The following is a 16908-nucleotide window of genomic DNA, read 5'->3' as shown; positions in this document are numbered from 1 at the left end:
ATGAAGGATCGATCCTCCTTCATGGCCCGCGTTGTCGACTTCTGTCTCAGACAGCGGCTGGTCGTCATCCTCCTGACGCTCCTAGTGATCGGCTGGGGGGTTCTGACGGCGCCCTTCGAATGGGACATCGGCATTCCCCGGGACCCGGTTCCGGTGGACGCCATCCCGGACATCGGTGAAAACCAGCAGATCGTCTTTACCGAGTGGTCGGGCCGTTCGCCCCAGGACGTCGAAGACCAGGTGACCTACCCTCTGACGGTGTCGCTCCTCGGCATCCCGGGGGTCAGAACGGTCCGCAGCCTTTCCATGTTCGGCTTCTCGAGCATCTACGTGATCTTCGAGGAGGACGTCGACTTCTACTGGTCCCGCACCCGGATCCTCGAAAAACTCTCGAGCCTCCCGCCTGCAGCCCTCCCCGCCGGCCTTCGGCCCACCCTCGGACCGGATGCGACGGCCCTCGGCCAGGTCTTCTGGTACACGCTCGAAGGGCGGGATTCGGAGGGCCGACCCGCCGGAGGGTGGGACCTCGATGAACTCAGAAGCATCCAGGACTGGTACGTGCGCTATGCGCTCCTCTCGGCCAAAGGGGTCAGTGAAGTCGCCTCGGTGGGCGGCTTTGTCCGGGAATACCAGGTGGATGTGGACCCGGATGCCCTGCGCGCCTACGGGGTGAGGTTCGAGCAGGTCCTGGGCGCCGTGAAGATGTCCAACCTGGACGTAGGGGCGCGGACGATCGACTTGAACGACGTCGAATACGTGATTCGGGGGGTCGGCTTCGTGAAGCGGATCCCCGATATCGAGAATGCGGTCATCACGGTGCGGGACGGCGTCCCCGTGCGGGTCCGGGATGTGGCGGCCGTGGCGGCCGGCCCGGCGCTGCGTCGTGGCGCGCTCGACAAGGAGGGGGTCGAGGCGGTGGGCGGCGTCGTGGTGGCGCGTTACGGGGAAAACCCGCTCGCCGCCATCCGGAACGTGAAAGAGAAGATCGCCGAGATCAGCCCCGGGCTCCCCTCGCGGACCCTGGCCGACGGGACGGTGAGCAAGGTGACCGTGGTGCCGTTCTACGACCGTTCGGGGCTGATCGCCGAGACCCTGGGGACCCTCAACACCGCGCTCGTGGAAGAGATCCTCGTCACCGTCATCGTCATCCTGATCGCGGTCATGCACCTGCGGAGCTCCCTCATCGTCTCGGCGCTGCTGCCCCTCGCGGTGCTCATGTGCTTCATCGGGATGAAGCTCTTCGGCATCGACGCCAATATCGTGGCCCTCTCGGGCATCGCCATCGCCATCGGGACGATGGTGGACATGGGCATCATCATCACCGAGAACATCCTCAAGCACCTGGAGGGGGCGGAGAAGGACGGGAACCGCCTGACGCTCATCTATCGGGCCACCGTGGAGGTGGGCGGGGCGGTGCTCACCGCGGTTGCCACCACGGTCATCGGCTTCCTCCCCGTCTTCGCCATGGAAGGGGCCGAAGGAAAGCTCTTCAAGCCCCTCGCCTACACCAAGACCTTTGCGCTGATCGCCTCGCTGATCGTGGCGCTGACCATTCTCCCAACGCTGGCGGCCATGCTGATGGCGCAGCGGCGGGCGGTCGCACGGGGGCTGCGGCGCTGGCTGCGGCCGGGCCTGTATGCCGCGGCGGGAATGGTCGTCGGCCTGACCATCAACGGATGGCTCGGCCTGGCGCTTCTGTGGCTGGCAGGCCGGGCGGCGGTCCAGGGCCGATTGCCGGAGGGGGCCGAACGGTGGATCACGCGGGCCGAAAACTGGATCCTCATCGGACTGGTCATGGTTCTTCTCTCGGAGCACTGGCTGCCCCTCGGCCCCGAGTTGGGGTCTTTCAGAAATCTCCTCTTCGTCTTTGGCCTGATCGCGGGGCTTCTCCTCTTGATCGGGCTTTTCCGGATGGCCTACGCGCGGCTGCTTTCCTGGTTCCTTGCCTGGAAGCTTCCCTTTCTGCTTCTGCCGGGTGTGGTCGTTGTCGTCGGCGCCATGGTCTGGCTCGGGGCGCCGGTCTTGACCTCCCGGCTCCCGGATGCTCTGCGCGGAAGCCGTCCCTTCGTCGCGCTCGGTCATGCCTTTCCCGGCCTCGGGAAGGAGTTCATGCCGCCGCTCGATGAAGGGTCCTACCTCTATATGCCCACCACCATGGTGCATGCCTCCATCGGAGAGGTCCAGAATATCCTTGCCATGCAGGACAAGGCCATTACGGCGATCCCCGAGGTGGCAAGCGCGGTCGGAAAGATCGGGCGCGCCGAGACGCCTTTGGATCCGGCGCCCATTTCCATGATCGAGACGGTCATCGACTACCACCCGGAATACCTGACGGATGACAACGGGAGGCGGCTGACCTTCCGGTTCGAGCCCGCCGGCCGGGACGTCTTCCGGGATGCCGCCGGGAGGCCTGTGCACGCGCCGGACGGTCTGCCCTACACGGTGCCGGGGCGCTATGTCCGGGATGCCGCCGGCGCCCTCGTCCCCGATCCGGACGGGAAGCCCTTCCGGCTGTGGCGGCCGCGCCTCGACCCTGATTTGAACCCGGACCGTGAGGCCTGGCCGGGGATTCAATCGCCGCGCGAGATCTGGGACGAGATCGTGCGCGCGGCCGAGGTGCCCGGGGTGACGAGCGCCCCCATGCTCCAGCCGATCGCGGCGCGCATCGTGATGCTCCAGTCCGGCATGCGGGCGCCGATGGGGATCAAGATCAAGGGGCCCGATCTGGAGACCATCGAACAGGTGGGTATCCGAATGGAGGGGATCCTCAAACAGGTCCCGTCCGTCGAGGCGGCGACGGTCTTCGCCGACCGGATCGTCGGGAAACCCTACCTGGAGATCGTCGTCGACCGGGAGGCCATCTCACGCTACGGCATCATGGTGAACGAGGTGCAGGAGGTGATCGAAGGCGCCGTAGGCGGACGGACGGCCACCCTGACGGTGGAGGGCCGGGAGCGCTATGCCGTCCGGGTGCGCTACCAGCGCGAGCTGCGCGACAGCTTCGAGGCGTTGGGCCGGGTCCTGGTGGCCTCCCCCGTCATGGGTCAGCAGATCCCGCTCGAGCAGCTGGCCGACATCCGGTATGTGCGGGGCCCTCAGGCCATCAAGAGCGAGGACACCTTCCTGCTGGGCTATGTCCTCTTCGACATGAAGCCGGGCTTTGCCGAGGTGGATGTCGTGGAGCAGGCCGCGCGCTTTCTGAAGGAGAAGGAGCGGAGCGGAGAGCTGGTTCTGCCGGCCGGCGTCTCCTACCGCTTCGCCGGCAGCTACGAGAACCAGGTCCGCGCGCAGAAGAAGCTCGCCGTCGTCCTGCCGCTGGCGCTCCTGCTGATTTTCATCGTGCTCTACCTGCAGTTCCGGTCCAGCTTGACCACCTGCATGGTGTTTTCGAGCATCTTCGTCGCCTGGGGCGGGGGGTTCATCATGGTCTGGCTCTACGGCCGGCCCTGGTTTCTGGATTTCAGCCTGTTCGGCGTCTCCATGCAGACCCTCTTTCAGGTGCACCCCATCAACCTGAGCGTCGCCATCTGGGTGGGATTCCTGGCCCTTTTCGGCATCGCCTCGGACGACGGCGTCCTGATGGCGACCTACCTGGACGATTCGAGGGCCGAGCGCCCGACCGATTCGATTTCGGCCATCCGCAAAGCGGTGGTGGCCGGGGCGGTCCGCCGCATCCGCCCGGCCTCCATGACCTCCGCCACCACCATCCTGGCCCTGCTGCCGATCCTGACCTCCACGGGGCGCGGCGCGGACGTCATGATCCCGATGGCGATCCCCTCCTTCGGCGGGATGGTCTTCGCGATGCTGACCTGGTTCGTCGTGCCGGTGCTCTACTGCATGCGGGAAGAGATGCGCTTCCGCTGGACATCGAGATCCCCATCGAAGGACCTCGCCTGATTTGCCCGTCCCTGCATTGCGACAGGCTGCACCGGAGATAATCGAACCGGGGCGCCGGGCGGCCTCCTCCCGGTCCGCAATGGCGTCCAGGATGGGCTTGCCGGGGTCGTCCACCCATATCACCACCTGCCGGCCCGTCTGCCGGTGGCCGTGCAGAATCAGGTCGGCAAAGCGGCTTTCACCCGCTTCCTCAAACAGGTCGAAAGCCTTCACGGGGAGAACTCTGTCGCCTTTATCAAGACGCTCGGCCGCCTCGAGGAGGCGCTGCCGCAAAAGGCTTCCCTGGCGGACCGTAGATTCCTTCTGGAGGTGATGCTGCACCCTTCCATGGCCTGGATAGCCAAAATGTCCCTCGACAGAAAGGACCCATCCCGAAGTTTACTGGATGTGATGAAGAAAATCGCGCAATGGTATTTCGATCACCCTGCCGGGGCACGCGAGGCGGATACCCTTTGGTCCCTGAAGGATAGAGACAGCGTCGACACGGACTATGACCGGGCCTACAGGCCTCTGAGCGCAGAAAGGGGGCGCAGCCGCAAGGACCCGAAAGAGGTCTTCGCGGGACTGCTTTCGAAGAAGAAGAGCGCTGTCGAAGCGGTGCCTGTTCTGGTGCGCAGCATTTGCGCCGAGGAGATACGCAGGCGTTGGATGCCCAAGGGCCTGGACCGGAAGGAAAAGGAGGCCTATACCCATCTGACGCGCACATTTCTCCCCGACGGCGAGAATCCTCTTGGGGATTACGAGGCTTATGTCCAATATGTGGCAACCAACATTCACATCATTGCGCGGCTGAAGCAGGCGGAGCGCTCCGTCTACAGGGTCGGGGCCGAGGGCTACGCTTCCATCCAGACCCGGCTCGAAAAGGCGATGCGGGGCCCGCACGACCTCCCGACCTATAACGCCGTCATGCGCGCTGAACTGGCGCAGACGCTCACGGGTGAGCAAAGGGATGCGTTCCTCGAGCTGACCGACCCCAAAAAGTGGGGCGACCTGTTTCGCGATCCCGGCAAAACCAACTCGTACCTGTTCCTGATTCACGGGATCATCGAAACGGTCGTGACGGATCGGCACGACAACACCGGCTACAACTGGAACGATCTGGAGCGCATCTGGCGGATCGTCACGGGCGCGGAGACGCCCCGTGACATCTATTCGAATTTCGTATCGCGGTTGGTCCATCAGGATGAGGCCCGGCGCGCCCGGAGTGACCAGCCTGGTCCGGAACGGCGCCAAGGCGCTCTCCCGTATTCGCACGGGAGGCCTGCCGTGCCGAAACGGGTCGTGCAGAGGATCATCTCCGATGTGAACTTCCTGCGTCAACGGGAATTCGCGGGTCCGGCAGCGCTGACGGAAGAGCGGCAGCGGGAGCTTTGCGACACGGTCTACCCCTGGGTGTCCGATCGGGATCCCGCCTTCATTCACGGGTTCATCCGCGGCCTGCTGGCCCTTTACGCATCCCGGGTGAGTTGTGAGGAGCAGGCGGGCGAGGTTTTCGAAGCGATGGTCGGTGAACTGCGCGACGATGGGGTCCTGGAACGGCTGGCGGCCGTTGCGGGGGTCATCGAGGAGGAAACCGATGACCTCGAGGCGGAACTTTTCGAAGCCCCCGGAGGCAGGGATCGTTTCACCTCCCTGCGGGAATACCAGGGGCGGATCTGCGTCGCCCTGCTTCCCTGGCTCGCCGGAAGCGATACGGAGTTCTTTCGCGGGGTTGTGCGTGACCTGATGGCGCCCCGGGTGGCCAGGATGCGCCAGGCCGAAGTGAGGAATTCGGCCTGGGTGTTCGAAGGGATGCTTGCCCGACTGAAGTCCTTCAACGACCTGCTGCCGGAGGCGCGCGCCGGCTTCAAGCTGTTTTCCCGAAATGAAAGCAACGAGCCCTTGTCGCAGGTGATCCAGGGCCTGCGGGCCCGCGCCGCTGAAACGAGAGAGCCGAAACGGGAAAGGCCGGCGGATGCAACCAGCCCTTCAGAAAGCGAAAGGGAGTCGCTCCGCAAGGTGTTCGGGGTGGAGCGTGTTCCGTGTGAAAGGGGTGACGACTCCTTCTTCGAAGCGCTGGGCCGTGTCACGGAAAGGGGGATGGCGGGAGTCAGGCAAGATCTGACGGATTCTTTTACCCTTATCAGGGGGAAGTTCCATCTGGACCCGGAAAATGTGAAAGTCCTGGACCCGGTTGTCGGCGGCATGCTCGACGGGTTCGGCTTTTTTTTGAACAGAGCTCCCCAAGGACCCTGCCAAGAATCCCTATGGGACTACTATTTCTGGGAACGTTGGCTTCAAATCAAGTTTGACATTCAACATGTAAGATACAAACGGAGCGCGAAGGACCCTTCTCTACCGGGGAAACCGGGGGGACTGGAGTTGGTTCCTATCCTGGCGCAGATCTATAGGCGCCGCATCGGGGTGGTCTGGTCGAGGAAGCTCGACGGCCGGCGCCGGCAGCAATGGATGGTTTGTAACGTCGACTGGGAAACCGGGGAATCCCTGGGCCGGCGGGAGGATCCGACCCTGGTCCTTCTCTTCGACGGCGAGCACTGGGACGCGACACGGCGGATCACCACCCGTGACGACAGCGATATCCACAACGAATTGGATAGCGACAAGGACGACGACAATAACCACAACACTGTCTTCGACAACGAGGATCACCGTTGAGCATGACACGCCGCACCGGGCAAGTCCCCGTCAGAGTCCAGCGCCGTGGTATGCCACCGGTTGGAACGCGCGGGGGCTTTCCCTGCGCGTTCCACGAGACGGCATGAAGCTGTCCGGTTGAAGTGAAATTGAACGATCATTGCTCGTAGCCTGGCAGCGTCTGTTTTGTTGGGCCAGGATCGGAAAACTGCCATATGTTTCGAGTGGCGAAGATGTTGTGTCGAGGCAATTTTCATGCCGCCGTTGGCAACATCCCATGCAGCAACGGGATTACGGCCACCTCCCGGAGAAGGGCTGGAGGCTTGCCGGGGACGAGCGCCTTCCCTACGAGCGGAGGGAGGCCTTGGCCGATCTGACCCGCCGATACGAGGCGGCGCCTCCGCCGGCTGTTTCGCTGAGAGAGGGGGTTCCTCATACGCACGAAGCGATGAAAGGCTTCCAGATCTTGGAGGCTCGAGACCTGCCTCACATCGCGCTCGAGATAGGCCGTGACATAAGCGTTGAACCAGGCGCGCGCCGCCACCTCCCTGTCGTAGAGCGGCGGATACCCTCCTTTGAAGAGCATCTCTTCGAGGTTCAGAGGCTGCTTCCCCGCCTTCAGAGAAACGTAGGGCTTGTCCACAAAAACCGCCTTGGCGAGGGTGGTTTTCCCTGATTGCCTGTTGAAAAGCCGCTCGATGGTACCCGTCAAAATCATCCTGGCTGCCTTGTATGGCGGTCAATCATACGGGCTGGATGGTCCTTTCCATCATTGGCGCCACCATCCCGGCCTGCGCTGCATACAGGATCCGTCCAGGCTGTTTATAGCTTGACGGGCTGGCGGAGCACGTTTAACATGAGGCTAAAAGAGGTAACTGGTCAACATGACAACTGTTTCAACCAAATCCCGCCGCCCGGGTACCGGGCTGGGGATTTTGTGCTGCACGCGATTCGCGATAAGGTCCTCGTTGGATGAAGCGGCAAGATCTAGAACGTAAGCTGTGGCCTTTTACCGCGGTTGAGGAAGACCTTCATCAGTTCTGCGACCAAAAAGGTCTCGAAAAGGTTCGCGCGGAGGCGACCTGGTGGTCGCCGCACAAGCAAATGCGCAGATTGACGCCGAGATTGGCAAAAAAGACCATTTCCGGATGGAAACTAACTGATAATGGTTATTCGACGCGGGAGAATAAAACAATGGAGACATTGAAGGACGAAGCTATAGATGTAATTTCAAAATTGCCTGATTCAGCCAGCATCGATGACATAATGTATCAATTGTACGTTATCGATAAGGTAAGGAAGGGCAAAGAGGCTATTAAAATTGGAGATAGTATTTCCACCGAACAATTAAAAAAGGAAATGGAAGAATGGTAGTATGGTCTGGTCCTGCAAAGAAAGACCTTAAGCAGATATACGACTATATTGCCCGTGATTCGAAGTTTTACGCAAGAAAAGTCGCCTATGATGTTGTTGAAAGAGTTGAGAATCTTGATCGTTTTCCAAATATCGGCAGGATAGTGCCTGAGGTAAACGATCCCAATATCAAGGAAATATTTGTTTATTCATACAGGGTCATCTATGCAGTCAAACCGGATAGGGTGGAAATTTTGACAATTCTACATGGCAGGCGCGATTTTTCTAACTCCAAACAGATTATTCCTTGAAACCAATAATTTCAGATGAAGTTATTGCGTAAGGCTTTGGAAAATTTTGATCTGCAATCTCTTTCTTGAGAGTGGTCTCTGCGAGGCTGCTTTTCTGATTCCCTTTTCAGCAGCAATCGCCTTGAGAATTTCGATGCACAAGGACTCAGATTTTCTAAATTCCGCTTTGACAGCTTGTTGAAAAATACCTTTTTCACCGGCCTGTTAAGCGATCTGGGGCTCTCGATCTCTTCAAAAAGCCTTTCAGCCCAGATCGGTTCCTCCGGCGCATGGCGCATGAGCGTGTTGACGAGCGAGGCGAAAAAGATCGAGTACCGCGGCAGCCCGGCGTGCTCGAAACCCACCGCCTTGCGGCTGATGGTGCTCGTCTCCATCCGCAAATGATTTCCCGGCACAACCCGGTTTCCAATCCGGAAATGAGGATTTTTTCTTCACACGCTTCGCATGCGCAGTCCTACCGCTTCGCGGCGGGTCCCGCTTTGTCAATATCAAGGAAATCAAGCGTTTGTGCGGAGGCGACCTGGTGGTCGCCGCACAAGCAAACGTGCAGATCGACGCCGAGATTGGCCAAAAAGACCATTTCCGGATGGAAACTAGCTAGCGTAAATAACGATATCCTGCCGAATCCTGATGCTGTCGTCAACAGGTCGCGCGGCTTGAGCGCGAGGAGCGTCTCGCCTCAAGGAGCCGGTATTCCGAGCAGATCCGGTCCGATCTTCCTCCAGCTGACGACTCTTCTTCCTTTCATCCGGTAGCTGTCCGCGCCTCCGTATACGAGCGTGGGATCGACGGCGGTGTGTCCTGCCAGGGCCGACCATTTATCGATGCTGGAGAAGAACTCACGCGTGACCGTCCTGCCCGATTTGATCTCGAGCGGCATGATCCGCCCCGCCCTCTCGATCAGCACATCGACCTCGACGCCGTTGCTGTCGCGCCAAAAAGAGAGCTGCGGCCTTTCACCGCGGTTGAGGAAGGACTTCATCAGTTCTGCGACCACAAAGGTTTCGAAGAGGTTTCCGCGCAGCGGGTGGGTCTCCAGTTGATGGGGCGCTTCGATTCCCAGCAGCCACGCGGCAAGCCCGACATCATAAAAATAGAGTTTGGGGGTCTTGACGAGGCGCTTGTTGAAGTTGGCGAAATGCGGCCGCAGCTGAAACAAGACGTAGCTCGTCTCCAGGACCGATATCCAGCCTTTGGCCGTGTTGCGGCTGATGCCGCAGTCGTCGGCCAGGCTGGAAAGGTTCAGGAGCTGCCCGCACCGCCCGGCGCACAGACGCACGAAACGATGAAAGGCCTCCAGATCCTGGACGTTCGAGACCTGCCTCACATCACGCTCGAGATAGGCGGTGACATAAGCGTTGAACCAGGCGCGCACCGCCACCTCCCGGTCGTAGAGCGGCGGATAGCCGCCTTTGAAGAGCATCTCTTCGAGGTTCAGAGGCTGCTTCCCCGCCTTCGACAGTTCCTCCAGGGAAAAAGGCAGCAACTCCACAAAGGCGGTTCTGCCGGCCAGGGATTGGGTGATGCCGGAAAGGAGGCCGAAATGCTGCGAACCCGTCAGCACATACAGCCCCATGCGGCCGTCGGCGTCGACGATGGACTGGAGATAGGAGAAGATCTCCGGGCAGCGCTGAACCTCATCCAGGACAGCCCCGTCAGGGAAACGCTCCAGAAATGCCCGCGTGTCCTCGCGTGCAAAGAGTCTTACGTCCGGATCCTCCAGAGACGCATAGGGCTTGTCCGCAAAAACCGCCTTGGCGAGGGTGGTTTTCCCTGATTGCCTGGGTCCGGTCACCGTCACGATGGGGAAGCCCCGGAGAAGGGATCGGATGATCTGTTCGGCCTCGCGTCGTATCATGGGGTCGAAGATAGCGTTTTTCAGGCTGAATGGCAATGGATCAATCGAATTGTATAACGGATAAAGCCGGTCTTATCCACGTAACAATAATCGCTTTCCCGGATCCGATGGGCCGTTTCTTTTTACCGGTCATCTGGTGTGTGCTCCCGGTGCTGCATTCACGGCTAGGGCGGCGGATTCAATTCTTCCACGGCTCTTCTGCCGTCGCCCGGAAGGCGGTTCAACGGCGCTTTTCATATCCCTCAGATCTGAGCGAGGACCGTCTTGAATTCCTCCAAGTCGCGGGCATCGATCGCTTCTCTCAAGAGTTTTGTCAGGACATCTACCTCAGCAGGAGCGGCAGCCTGAGGCGGAAGGCGCCCTTGATCTGCTCGTCGCTGTATTGCGACAGGTCGCACAGCAGATACTCGAACCTCGGCACCAGAGGGCGCAATTCCCGGGGCAGCTCGAAAAGGTCCTCGAACGCGAGCCCGATCTTCCTCGAAAACAGCGTTGACGTTTCTAATCAGACCGCCGGCCCTGCGTTTTCTGCGGCCGGTGGGGTCAGACTCCGGACCTCGAAGGCGCAGAGGTTCCGCTCCTTGCGGCTGAACTCGACGCCGATCAGATGGATGGGCCGGCCCGGGTCCAGGTATTTGTCGGCATAGCGCCGGGCCAGGATCTGCTCCAGGGCCCGGCCCTCGGGCTCCAGTTCCACCACCTTGAACTCGAAGACGAACACCCGCCCCTCGAAAAGCACGGTCATGTCCACCCGGCCGCGGCTGGTGGCGTCCTCCACCCGGATGTCCAGCCCGAGGGCCGCAAAATGGCTGTAGAAGACGCTCGCGTAGTAGCCCTCGTACTCGGCTATGGTGTTTTTGCGGTGCCAGTCGGCGGGGATGGCGGCGAACAGGGCCCGGAAATGGGCCTCCAGGGCGGCGAAGTCGGCGGATTGCAGGCTGCGGAGCAGGTTCAGGCGCAGCTGGTTCTCGCGGCCCGGGTCATTCAGGAAGGCCCCGGCCAGGCAGACGTTCAGGCTTTGATAGACCTCGCGATTGGGATAGCCCAGGCGAAAAAATCGCGAGCCTGCGAGATCCTCCGTCCGGTGGAAGGTCAGGTAGCCGGTCTGGAAGAGCAGGGCCTCGACGGGCATGGTGTCCACATCGAAGGTCGAAAGGAGCATTTCAGATGCCACGGTCTGCCCCAGGCTGGGGGTGAATACACCCCGCTCCAGCAGGAGCTTGACCAGGAAGGTGGGGGTGCCGGACTCGAACCAGTAGGCCCCGAAGGTGCGCTTCGAGAAGAGCAGCAGCACGTCGAAGGGGTTGTAGACGCTCTCCCCCAGCCAGTTGTAGCCGTCGTACCACTCCCGGATGGCCGCCCGATCGAGGCCCGGAAGCTCCGGGGCGAAGACTGTCTCCAAATCTTCCTCGGTGTACCCGCAGATGGCCGAATAGGGTGCTTCCACCGTGATGTCCCGCAGGTTGTTCAGTCCGGAGAAGATCCCGGCCTTGCTGAACTTGGAGACCCCGGTCAGGAAGGCGAACCGGATATGGGCGTCGTTGTCCTTGATCACCGAGTAGAAGTCGCGCAGCACGTCCCGTACCCGGGCGGCCTCTTCCCTGTCCGCGATGGCGTCCAGGATGGGCTTGTCGTACTCGTCCACCAATATTACCACCTGCCGGCCGGTTTTTTCATGGCACTGCCGTATGAGCTGTTTGAAGCGGCTGCGGATTTCAGGAAAGCGTGCGCTGATCCCCCAATTCTCCTCAGCGTACGTAAGCTGCTCGATCAGGCTGTTTTCAAGCGCCTCGACCGATCCCAGCACACCCCCGGCAAAGCTGAAGAGCAAGACCGGGTGGGATACGGACCAGTCCCAGTAGTCCTCGGCGTAAAGCCCGGCAAAGAGTTCCCGGCTCCCGCTGAAGAGCTCCTTCAGGGTGTCCACCAGCAGGCTTTTTCCGAAGCGGCGGGGGCGGGAGAGAAAGTAGTAGCTTCCCTCTTCGATCAGCCCCAGAATAAATCCGGTCTTATCGACATAGTAATAATCGCCTTCCCGGATCTTGCGGAAAGACTGGACCCCGATCGGCAGCTTCTTTTTAGCGGTCATCTTGCGTTTGCTCCCGGTGTTGCATTCACCGTCCCGCGAAAGTCCCCGGCCTGATCCGCGTGCGACAGGGTTTGCTTGAAGGTCCTGTCGTGTGGACTGTTTACCTTATCTGAGGCCATGTTAAACGTGCTCCCTCATCTCGTCAAGCTTCAAACCGGGGCAGGGTGCGGCTCCATTCCCGAGGGGAAAGGGATGGCCCGTTTCTTTCACTCCATGGCACTGCAGGCACTTTCTGTGCCGGGTAGGATTCATGTAATGCAATCGGCAGAGGCTCATCCGCAGCCTCTCGTTCAGCCGGCAGGGGACGTCCTTCGATCCGGATCTGGATCCGGCCTGCAGGACTTTCAAGGGCAGGGAAGGCGGAGAGAGGTGGCGTTCGACTTTGGTGAGCGGCTGGATCTGGCGGCGGAGCGGGCCCCTTTGCTCCGCCTCAGCGGTAGAACACCTCGGGCAGCACCATCGTGAACCATGGGATGTAGGTCAGGATCAACAGGATGACGAGCAGGATCAGCAGCGGTTTGGCGATCGCACGCATCATCTCGATCAGCGTCACGTTCCCCATCTGCATGCCGATGTACAACAGCACCCCGAGTGGCGGCGTGATGTAGCCGATCCCGAGGTTCACCGTCATCAGCAGACCGAAATGCACCGGGTCGACGTTGAACTCGCTCAGGATCGGTATGAATATCGGTGTCAAGAGCAGTATGGCGGAGATGATGTCGATGAAGGTTCCCACCACCAGCAAAATGAGATTGGATATGAACAGGAACACGAACGGCGATTTCACCGTCGACACCACGGACTCCGCGATCTCCTGCGGGATCCGCTGGATGGTGAGGTACTCCGCCAGGCACGAGGCGCCCGTGATGATGATCACGAACGACGAAGTGACCAGCCCCGAATGGATCAGGATATTCGGAATATTCTTCCAGGGGAGGTCGCGGTAGACGACCTTTTCGACGAACAGCGCGTAGAAGGCCGAGACCGCCGCCGCCTCCGTCACCGTAAACACCCCCGAGAAGATGCCCCCGAAGATGATGATGGGCAGGAAGAGGGCCCATGCCCCCGCCTTGACGGCCTCCCACAGCTCCGCCCCGGTCGGAAAGCCCCTCGTCTCCACCCCCCGCTTCTTGCTGTAGAAGAAGACATAGAGGCACAGCCCGAGGATGATCAGAAACCCCGGCACGAACCCCGCGATGAACAGCTCCCCGACCGATTCCGAGGTCAGGAGCGCGTAGATGATGAGCGGGACGCTCGGCGGGATGATGATCCCCAGGATCGGGGCTGCCGTCATGATCCCGAGGGTGAAGGACTTGTCGTACCCCCGCTCCATCATCGCGGGGATCATGATCCCGCCGATCGCCACCATGGTCGCGATCGTCGATCCGGAGATGGACCCGAAAAGCCCGCAGGCCACGACCCCGGCGATCGCGAGCCCGCCCGGCAGGAACCCCACCAGGGTTTCGGTGAACTTGACGAGCCTCACCGCGATGCTTCCCCTCGCCATGATGTCGCCCGTCAGGATGAAAAAGGGGACGGCCAGCAGGGAGAACTTGTCGATCGAACGGAAGAGCACCTGTGCCAGCACCATCGGATCGATGGTCGTAAAGCAGACGATCACCAGCAGGGAGGTCAGGAAGAGGGCGATGTAGATCGGCGCCGACAGGAAAAAGAGCAGAAAAAGGACGAACACGAGCACCAGGTTTTCCATACCGCGCTTTCCTCCTTGCCGGGTGTGCGGCGCCACAGCGCCCCGCGCCGGCCGGTTCCTTTCATCCTTCAGCGCCTCAGAGCGCCTGCTCCCTGGGCTGTCCGGCGAGTTGAATCACCGATCGAACGATCATCAGGACGGATGCCATGGCGGGGATGGCATACAACAGGCAGAACGGGATCTCCAGCACGATGGACTTCTGCCGGGTGACGTACTGCATATGGATCAGGTCCGTGCTGATGTAAATCACCGCTGCGGCGAAGACGATCACGATCAGCTGGCTGAACCAGCGGTTGAACCGGTCCATCTTCGGGAACAGCTGGCTGATGACGTCGACCTTCAGGTGGGTCCCGGATTTGATGGCGGCGCTCGCTCCGACGAACACGACGCAGATGATGCAGTAGCGGGCGAGCTCGGGCGGCCATGCCAGCGGGTAGGAGAAGACATAGCGCATGACCACGTTGACGAGCGAGGCGACGAGCGCCGCCGCCATCCCGAAAAACAGGACGAACTTCTCGATCTGTTCGATCACGCTGTCCAAACGCGCAAGGATAGTGCGCAGCATCACTTTCTCCAGACTGTCAGAGCGACAATTCTTCGATTTCCGCCGATGATCTCTCTGTTCGCATAGGGTGCGCCACGCCGCCAGGCAGCGCTGAGCGGCACCCGTCCTCCGCCCGGCCGTTCCCGCCGTGCGCGCCTGTCCGCTACTCGTAGCCCATGAAGCTCAGCACCCTCTGCAGGTAGTCTTTCCCGATCTTGTCCTCGAACTCCGTCTGCACGGGCTTCATCATCTCGACAAGCTTCGCGGTCTCCTCGGGTGAGAGCGCAATGATCTCGACCCCCTTTTCGGCCAGGACCTTCTTGGCCTCGACCTCCTCCGCGCGGCTTGCCGCCCGCTCCTGCACGCAGGTTTCCTGGATGACGCGCAGCACGGTCTCCTCCAGTTCCGGCGGGAGGCTCTTCAGCCACGTCTTGTTGACCATCACGGGAAAGGTCCCGTACCAGTGCGCCGTATCCGTCACATAGGGCGTCGCCTCATAGAGCTTCGCCTTCCAGAGCGTCGTCCAGGCCTGGTCGATCCCGTCGACGATCCCGCGCTTCAAACCCTCGTAGGTCTCGGTGAAGGGGATGACGGTCGGGCTTCCGCCCATCGCCGTCGTCATGGATTTCTGGATGTAGGATTCGGGGACCCGGATCTTGAGTCCCTTGATGTCCTCGATCTTCCGGACCGCCTTGTTGGTGGCGAGGCAGGCAAACCCGTAGTCGATGAACCCGACGATGGTCGTGTTCAAATGGTCCGTGCTGTCGTAGAGTTCCTCGACCAGGTCGCTTCGCAGGAACTTCTCGACGTCCTCATAGTTGCGGAAGATGTAGGGCAGGGTCATGAGCGAGAGCTTGATGGAGTTCCCGCCGAGGCTACAGGCCGCCGGGCACCCCGGGAGCGCGACCTGGATCATGTTCATGGAGGCCTTGTTCGCCAGCTCGATGCAGGACCCGAGCTGCCCGCCCGGGAAGTCCTGCACCTCGATGCGCCCCTGCGTGGCCTTCTCGAGGTTTTCCTTCAGCATGGCGCCGAACCTGCCGCACGCCTGCACCGGCGGCGCGACGATCGCCACCTTCATCACGTACTCCGCCTTCGCCTCGGCCCTCCCCGGAAACGTGAACGGCCCGACCAGGGCCATGACAGCAGCACACAACACCGCGACTCCGAAATCTCCCCTTTTCATCGTCCGACTCCTTTTCTTTGACCTTTAAAGCGTTGAATGGTTCACTGGCCCGATTGCCGTTCCAAACCGCCTTTCGCCATTTCATGGCACCTTGTCGAATCAGCCCCCATCAGGAACGCCCTCTAACCGCCGACCGATTCGAAGGCGATCTCCGCCACGTCCCTGACGCAGATCCGGTCTTCCAGATCGAGGGTCTTCACCGCGTCCTCGAAGTTGAGCAGGCAGAAGGGACAGGCGGTGACCAGCACCTCCGCCCCGGTCTCCACGGCCTCCAGCACCCGCAGCTCGGCCAGCCGCGGCTTCTCGCCGAACTCGGCCCACATCCGGCCCCCGCCGCCCCCGCAGCAAAGGCTCTGCCGCCCGGACCGGCGCATCTCCACCAGCTCGAGCCCCGGGATGCTTCTCAGGACCTTCCTCGGCTCCTCGATCACCCCGTTGTGCTTCCCGAGGTAGCAGGGGTCGTGGTAGGTCACGCGCTTTGGATAGGCTCCCCGGAACGCGAGTTTCCCTTCATCCAGAAGCGCGCCGAGCAGCCCCGTATAGTGCTGCACCCGCACTCCGTCGAGATCCTCCGCATACTGCGTCCGGAAGCAGTCGAAGTCGTGCGGCGAGGTCGTCACGACCGCCTGCGCCCCCGCCCGCTCGAAGGCCTCCAGGTTCCGCTCCTTCAGGATCTCGAAGAGCCCCGTCTCCCCTATCTGGAAGGCCGGATCCCCCGAACACGTTTCGTCCTCCAGGACCGCGAACCGCACCCCGCACCCTCGCAGGATCCCGACCAGGGCCCGCGCCACGCCCTGCACCCGGTCGTCGTAGGAGGCCGTGCACCCCACGAAGTAGATCACCTCCGGCTTCTCCTCACCCGCGGCCCGCGGCACCCCGAGCCCCTCCGCCCACGCCGTCCGCTTCCCGGCCTGCTTCCCGTAGGGGTTCCCCACGACCTGCAGCGCCTCCAGCGCCTTTTGCTGCTCCCGGATCATGGGCACCCCCTGGTCGAGCAGCATCTGCCTCCCCCCGCGGATCGCTTCCACGAGTTTCACCCCGGCCATGATCCTCTCGCAGATGATCTCGCAGCTGCCGCAGGTCGTGCACCGCATCAGGATGTCCCGCAGGTCCGCATCCACCCGGCTGTACTTCAGCCCGTAGTAAAGGGACTGCGTGATCCCGGAACTCCCGTTCACCATCCAGCGGTCCGAGGCTTCGTAGACCGGGCACTCGGTGAAGCAGAAGCGGCACTTGACGCACCTCGAAACGATATCCAGTATCCGGTCCTCGACCGGTTTCATCTCATCGCTGACGGCTTCCATCTAACATTCCCCCCTTGAAAT

Annotated in this window: 13 protein-coding genes; 4 read left to right on the top strand and 9 right to left on the bottom strand. The window is 61.3% G+C overall.

What is annotated here, in order from left to right:
• Both ACZ500_RS09110 and ACZ500_RS09105 read left to right on the top strand, forming a co-directional pair.
• Positions 1-3897, top strand: coding sequence for an efflux RND transporter permease subunit (locus tag ACZ500_RS09110; RefSeq protein ID WP_464233025.1), 3897 nt, complete (start codon positions 1-3; stop codon positions 3895-3897).
• A gap of 144 nt (positions 3898-4041) precedes the next feature.
• A complete protein-coding gene (locus tag ACZ500_RS09105) occupies positions 4042-6552 on the top strand; it encodes a hypothetical protein (RefSeq protein WP_464232192.1) in 2511 nt (836 codons plus the stop codon).
• Between the two features lie 232 nt (positions 6553-6784).
• Here ACZ500_RS09105 and ACZ500_RS09100 read toward each other — a convergent pair whose 3' ends face one another.
• Positions 6785-7249, bottom strand: coding sequence for a hypothetical protein (locus tag ACZ500_RS09100; RefSeq protein ID WP_464232191.1), 465 nt, complete (start codon positions 7247-7249; stop codon positions 6785-6787).
• A 476-nt stretch (positions 7250-7725) separates the two neighbouring features.
• Between ACZ500_RS09100 and ACZ500_RS09095 the strand changes: the two genes are divergently transcribed.
• Both ACZ500_RS09095 and ACZ500_RS09090 read left to right on the top strand, forming a co-directional pair.
• The gene (locus ACZ500_RS09095) at positions 7726-7905 is read left to right on the top strand and encodes a hypothetical protein (RefSeq protein WP_464232190.1); all 180 of its coding nucleotides are present in this window, start codon (positions 7726-7728) and stop codon (positions 7903-7905) included.
• Positions 7899-8195: a type II toxin-antitoxin system RelE/ParE family toxin gene (locus ACZ500_RS09090; RefSeq protein WP_464232189.1), complete on the top strand. Its 297-nt coding sequence runs from the start codon at positions 7899-7901 to the stop codon at positions 8193-8195. Before ACZ500_RS09095 ends, ACZ500_RS09090 begins: the two co-directional genes overlap by 7 nt.
• Positions 8196-8206: 11 nt before the next feature.
• Here ACZ500_RS09090 and ACZ500_RS09085 read toward each other — a convergent pair whose 3' ends face one another.
• The 8 genes from ACZ500_RS09085 to ACZ500_RS09050 form a co-directional block, all read right to left on the bottom strand.
• Positions 8207-8569: a hypothetical protein gene (locus tag ACZ500_RS09085; RefSeq protein ID WP_464232188.1), complete on the bottom strand. Its 363-nt coding sequence runs from the start codon at positions 8567-8569 to the stop codon at positions 8207-8209.
• An 80-nt stretch (positions 8570-8649) separates the two neighbouring features.
• Positions 8650-8775, bottom strand: coding sequence for a hypothetical protein (locus ACZ500_RS09080; protein WP_464232187.1), 126 nt, complete (start codon positions 8773-8775; stop codon positions 8650-8652).
• Positions 8776-8874: 99 nt separating this feature from the next.
• Positions 8875-10053: an ATP-binding protein gene (locus ACZ500_RS09075; RefSeq protein ID WP_464232186.1), complete on the bottom strand. Its 1179-nt coding sequence runs from the start codon at positions 10051-10053 to the stop codon at positions 8875-8877.
• 505 nt (positions 10054-10558) lie between these two features.
• Positions 10559-12142, bottom strand: a complete 1584-nt coding sequence (locus ACZ500_RS09070; protein WP_464232185.1) for an ATP-binding protein — start codon at positions 12140-12142, stop codon at positions 10559-10561.
• A gap of 430 nt (positions 12143-12572) precedes the next feature.
• Entirely contained in the window at positions 12573-13853 is a 1281-nt protein-coding gene (locus ACZ500_RS09065; protein ID WP_464232184.1) for a TRAP transporter large permease, read from the bottom strand.
• Between the two features lie 76 nt (positions 13854-13929).
• Positions 13930-14418 carry a TRAP transporter small permease gene (locus ACZ500_RS09060; RefSeq protein ID WP_464232183.1) on the bottom strand — a complete coding sequence of 163 codons (489 nt, stop codon included), beginning with the start codon at positions 14416-14418 and terminating at the stop codon, positions 13930-13932.
• Between the two features lie 142 nt (positions 14419-14560).
• Complete coding sequence (locus tag ACZ500_RS09055; protein WP_464232182.1) at positions 14561-15583, bottom strand: TRAP transporter substrate-binding protein; 1023 nt, start codon at positions 15581-15583, stop codon at positions 14561-14563.
• A gap of 122 nt (positions 15584-15705) precedes the next feature.
• A complete protein-coding gene (locus tag ACZ500_RS09050) occupies positions 15706-16887 on the bottom strand; it encodes a (Fe-S)-binding protein (protein WP_464232181.1) in 1182 nt (393 codons plus the stop codon).
• Between the last annotated feature and the right edge of the window lie 21 nt (positions 16888-16908).

It is taken from the genome of Desulfatiglans parachlorophenolica (genome assembly GCF_055394735.1).
This window is presented reverse-complemented; position numbering and strand designations above follow the sequence as displayed.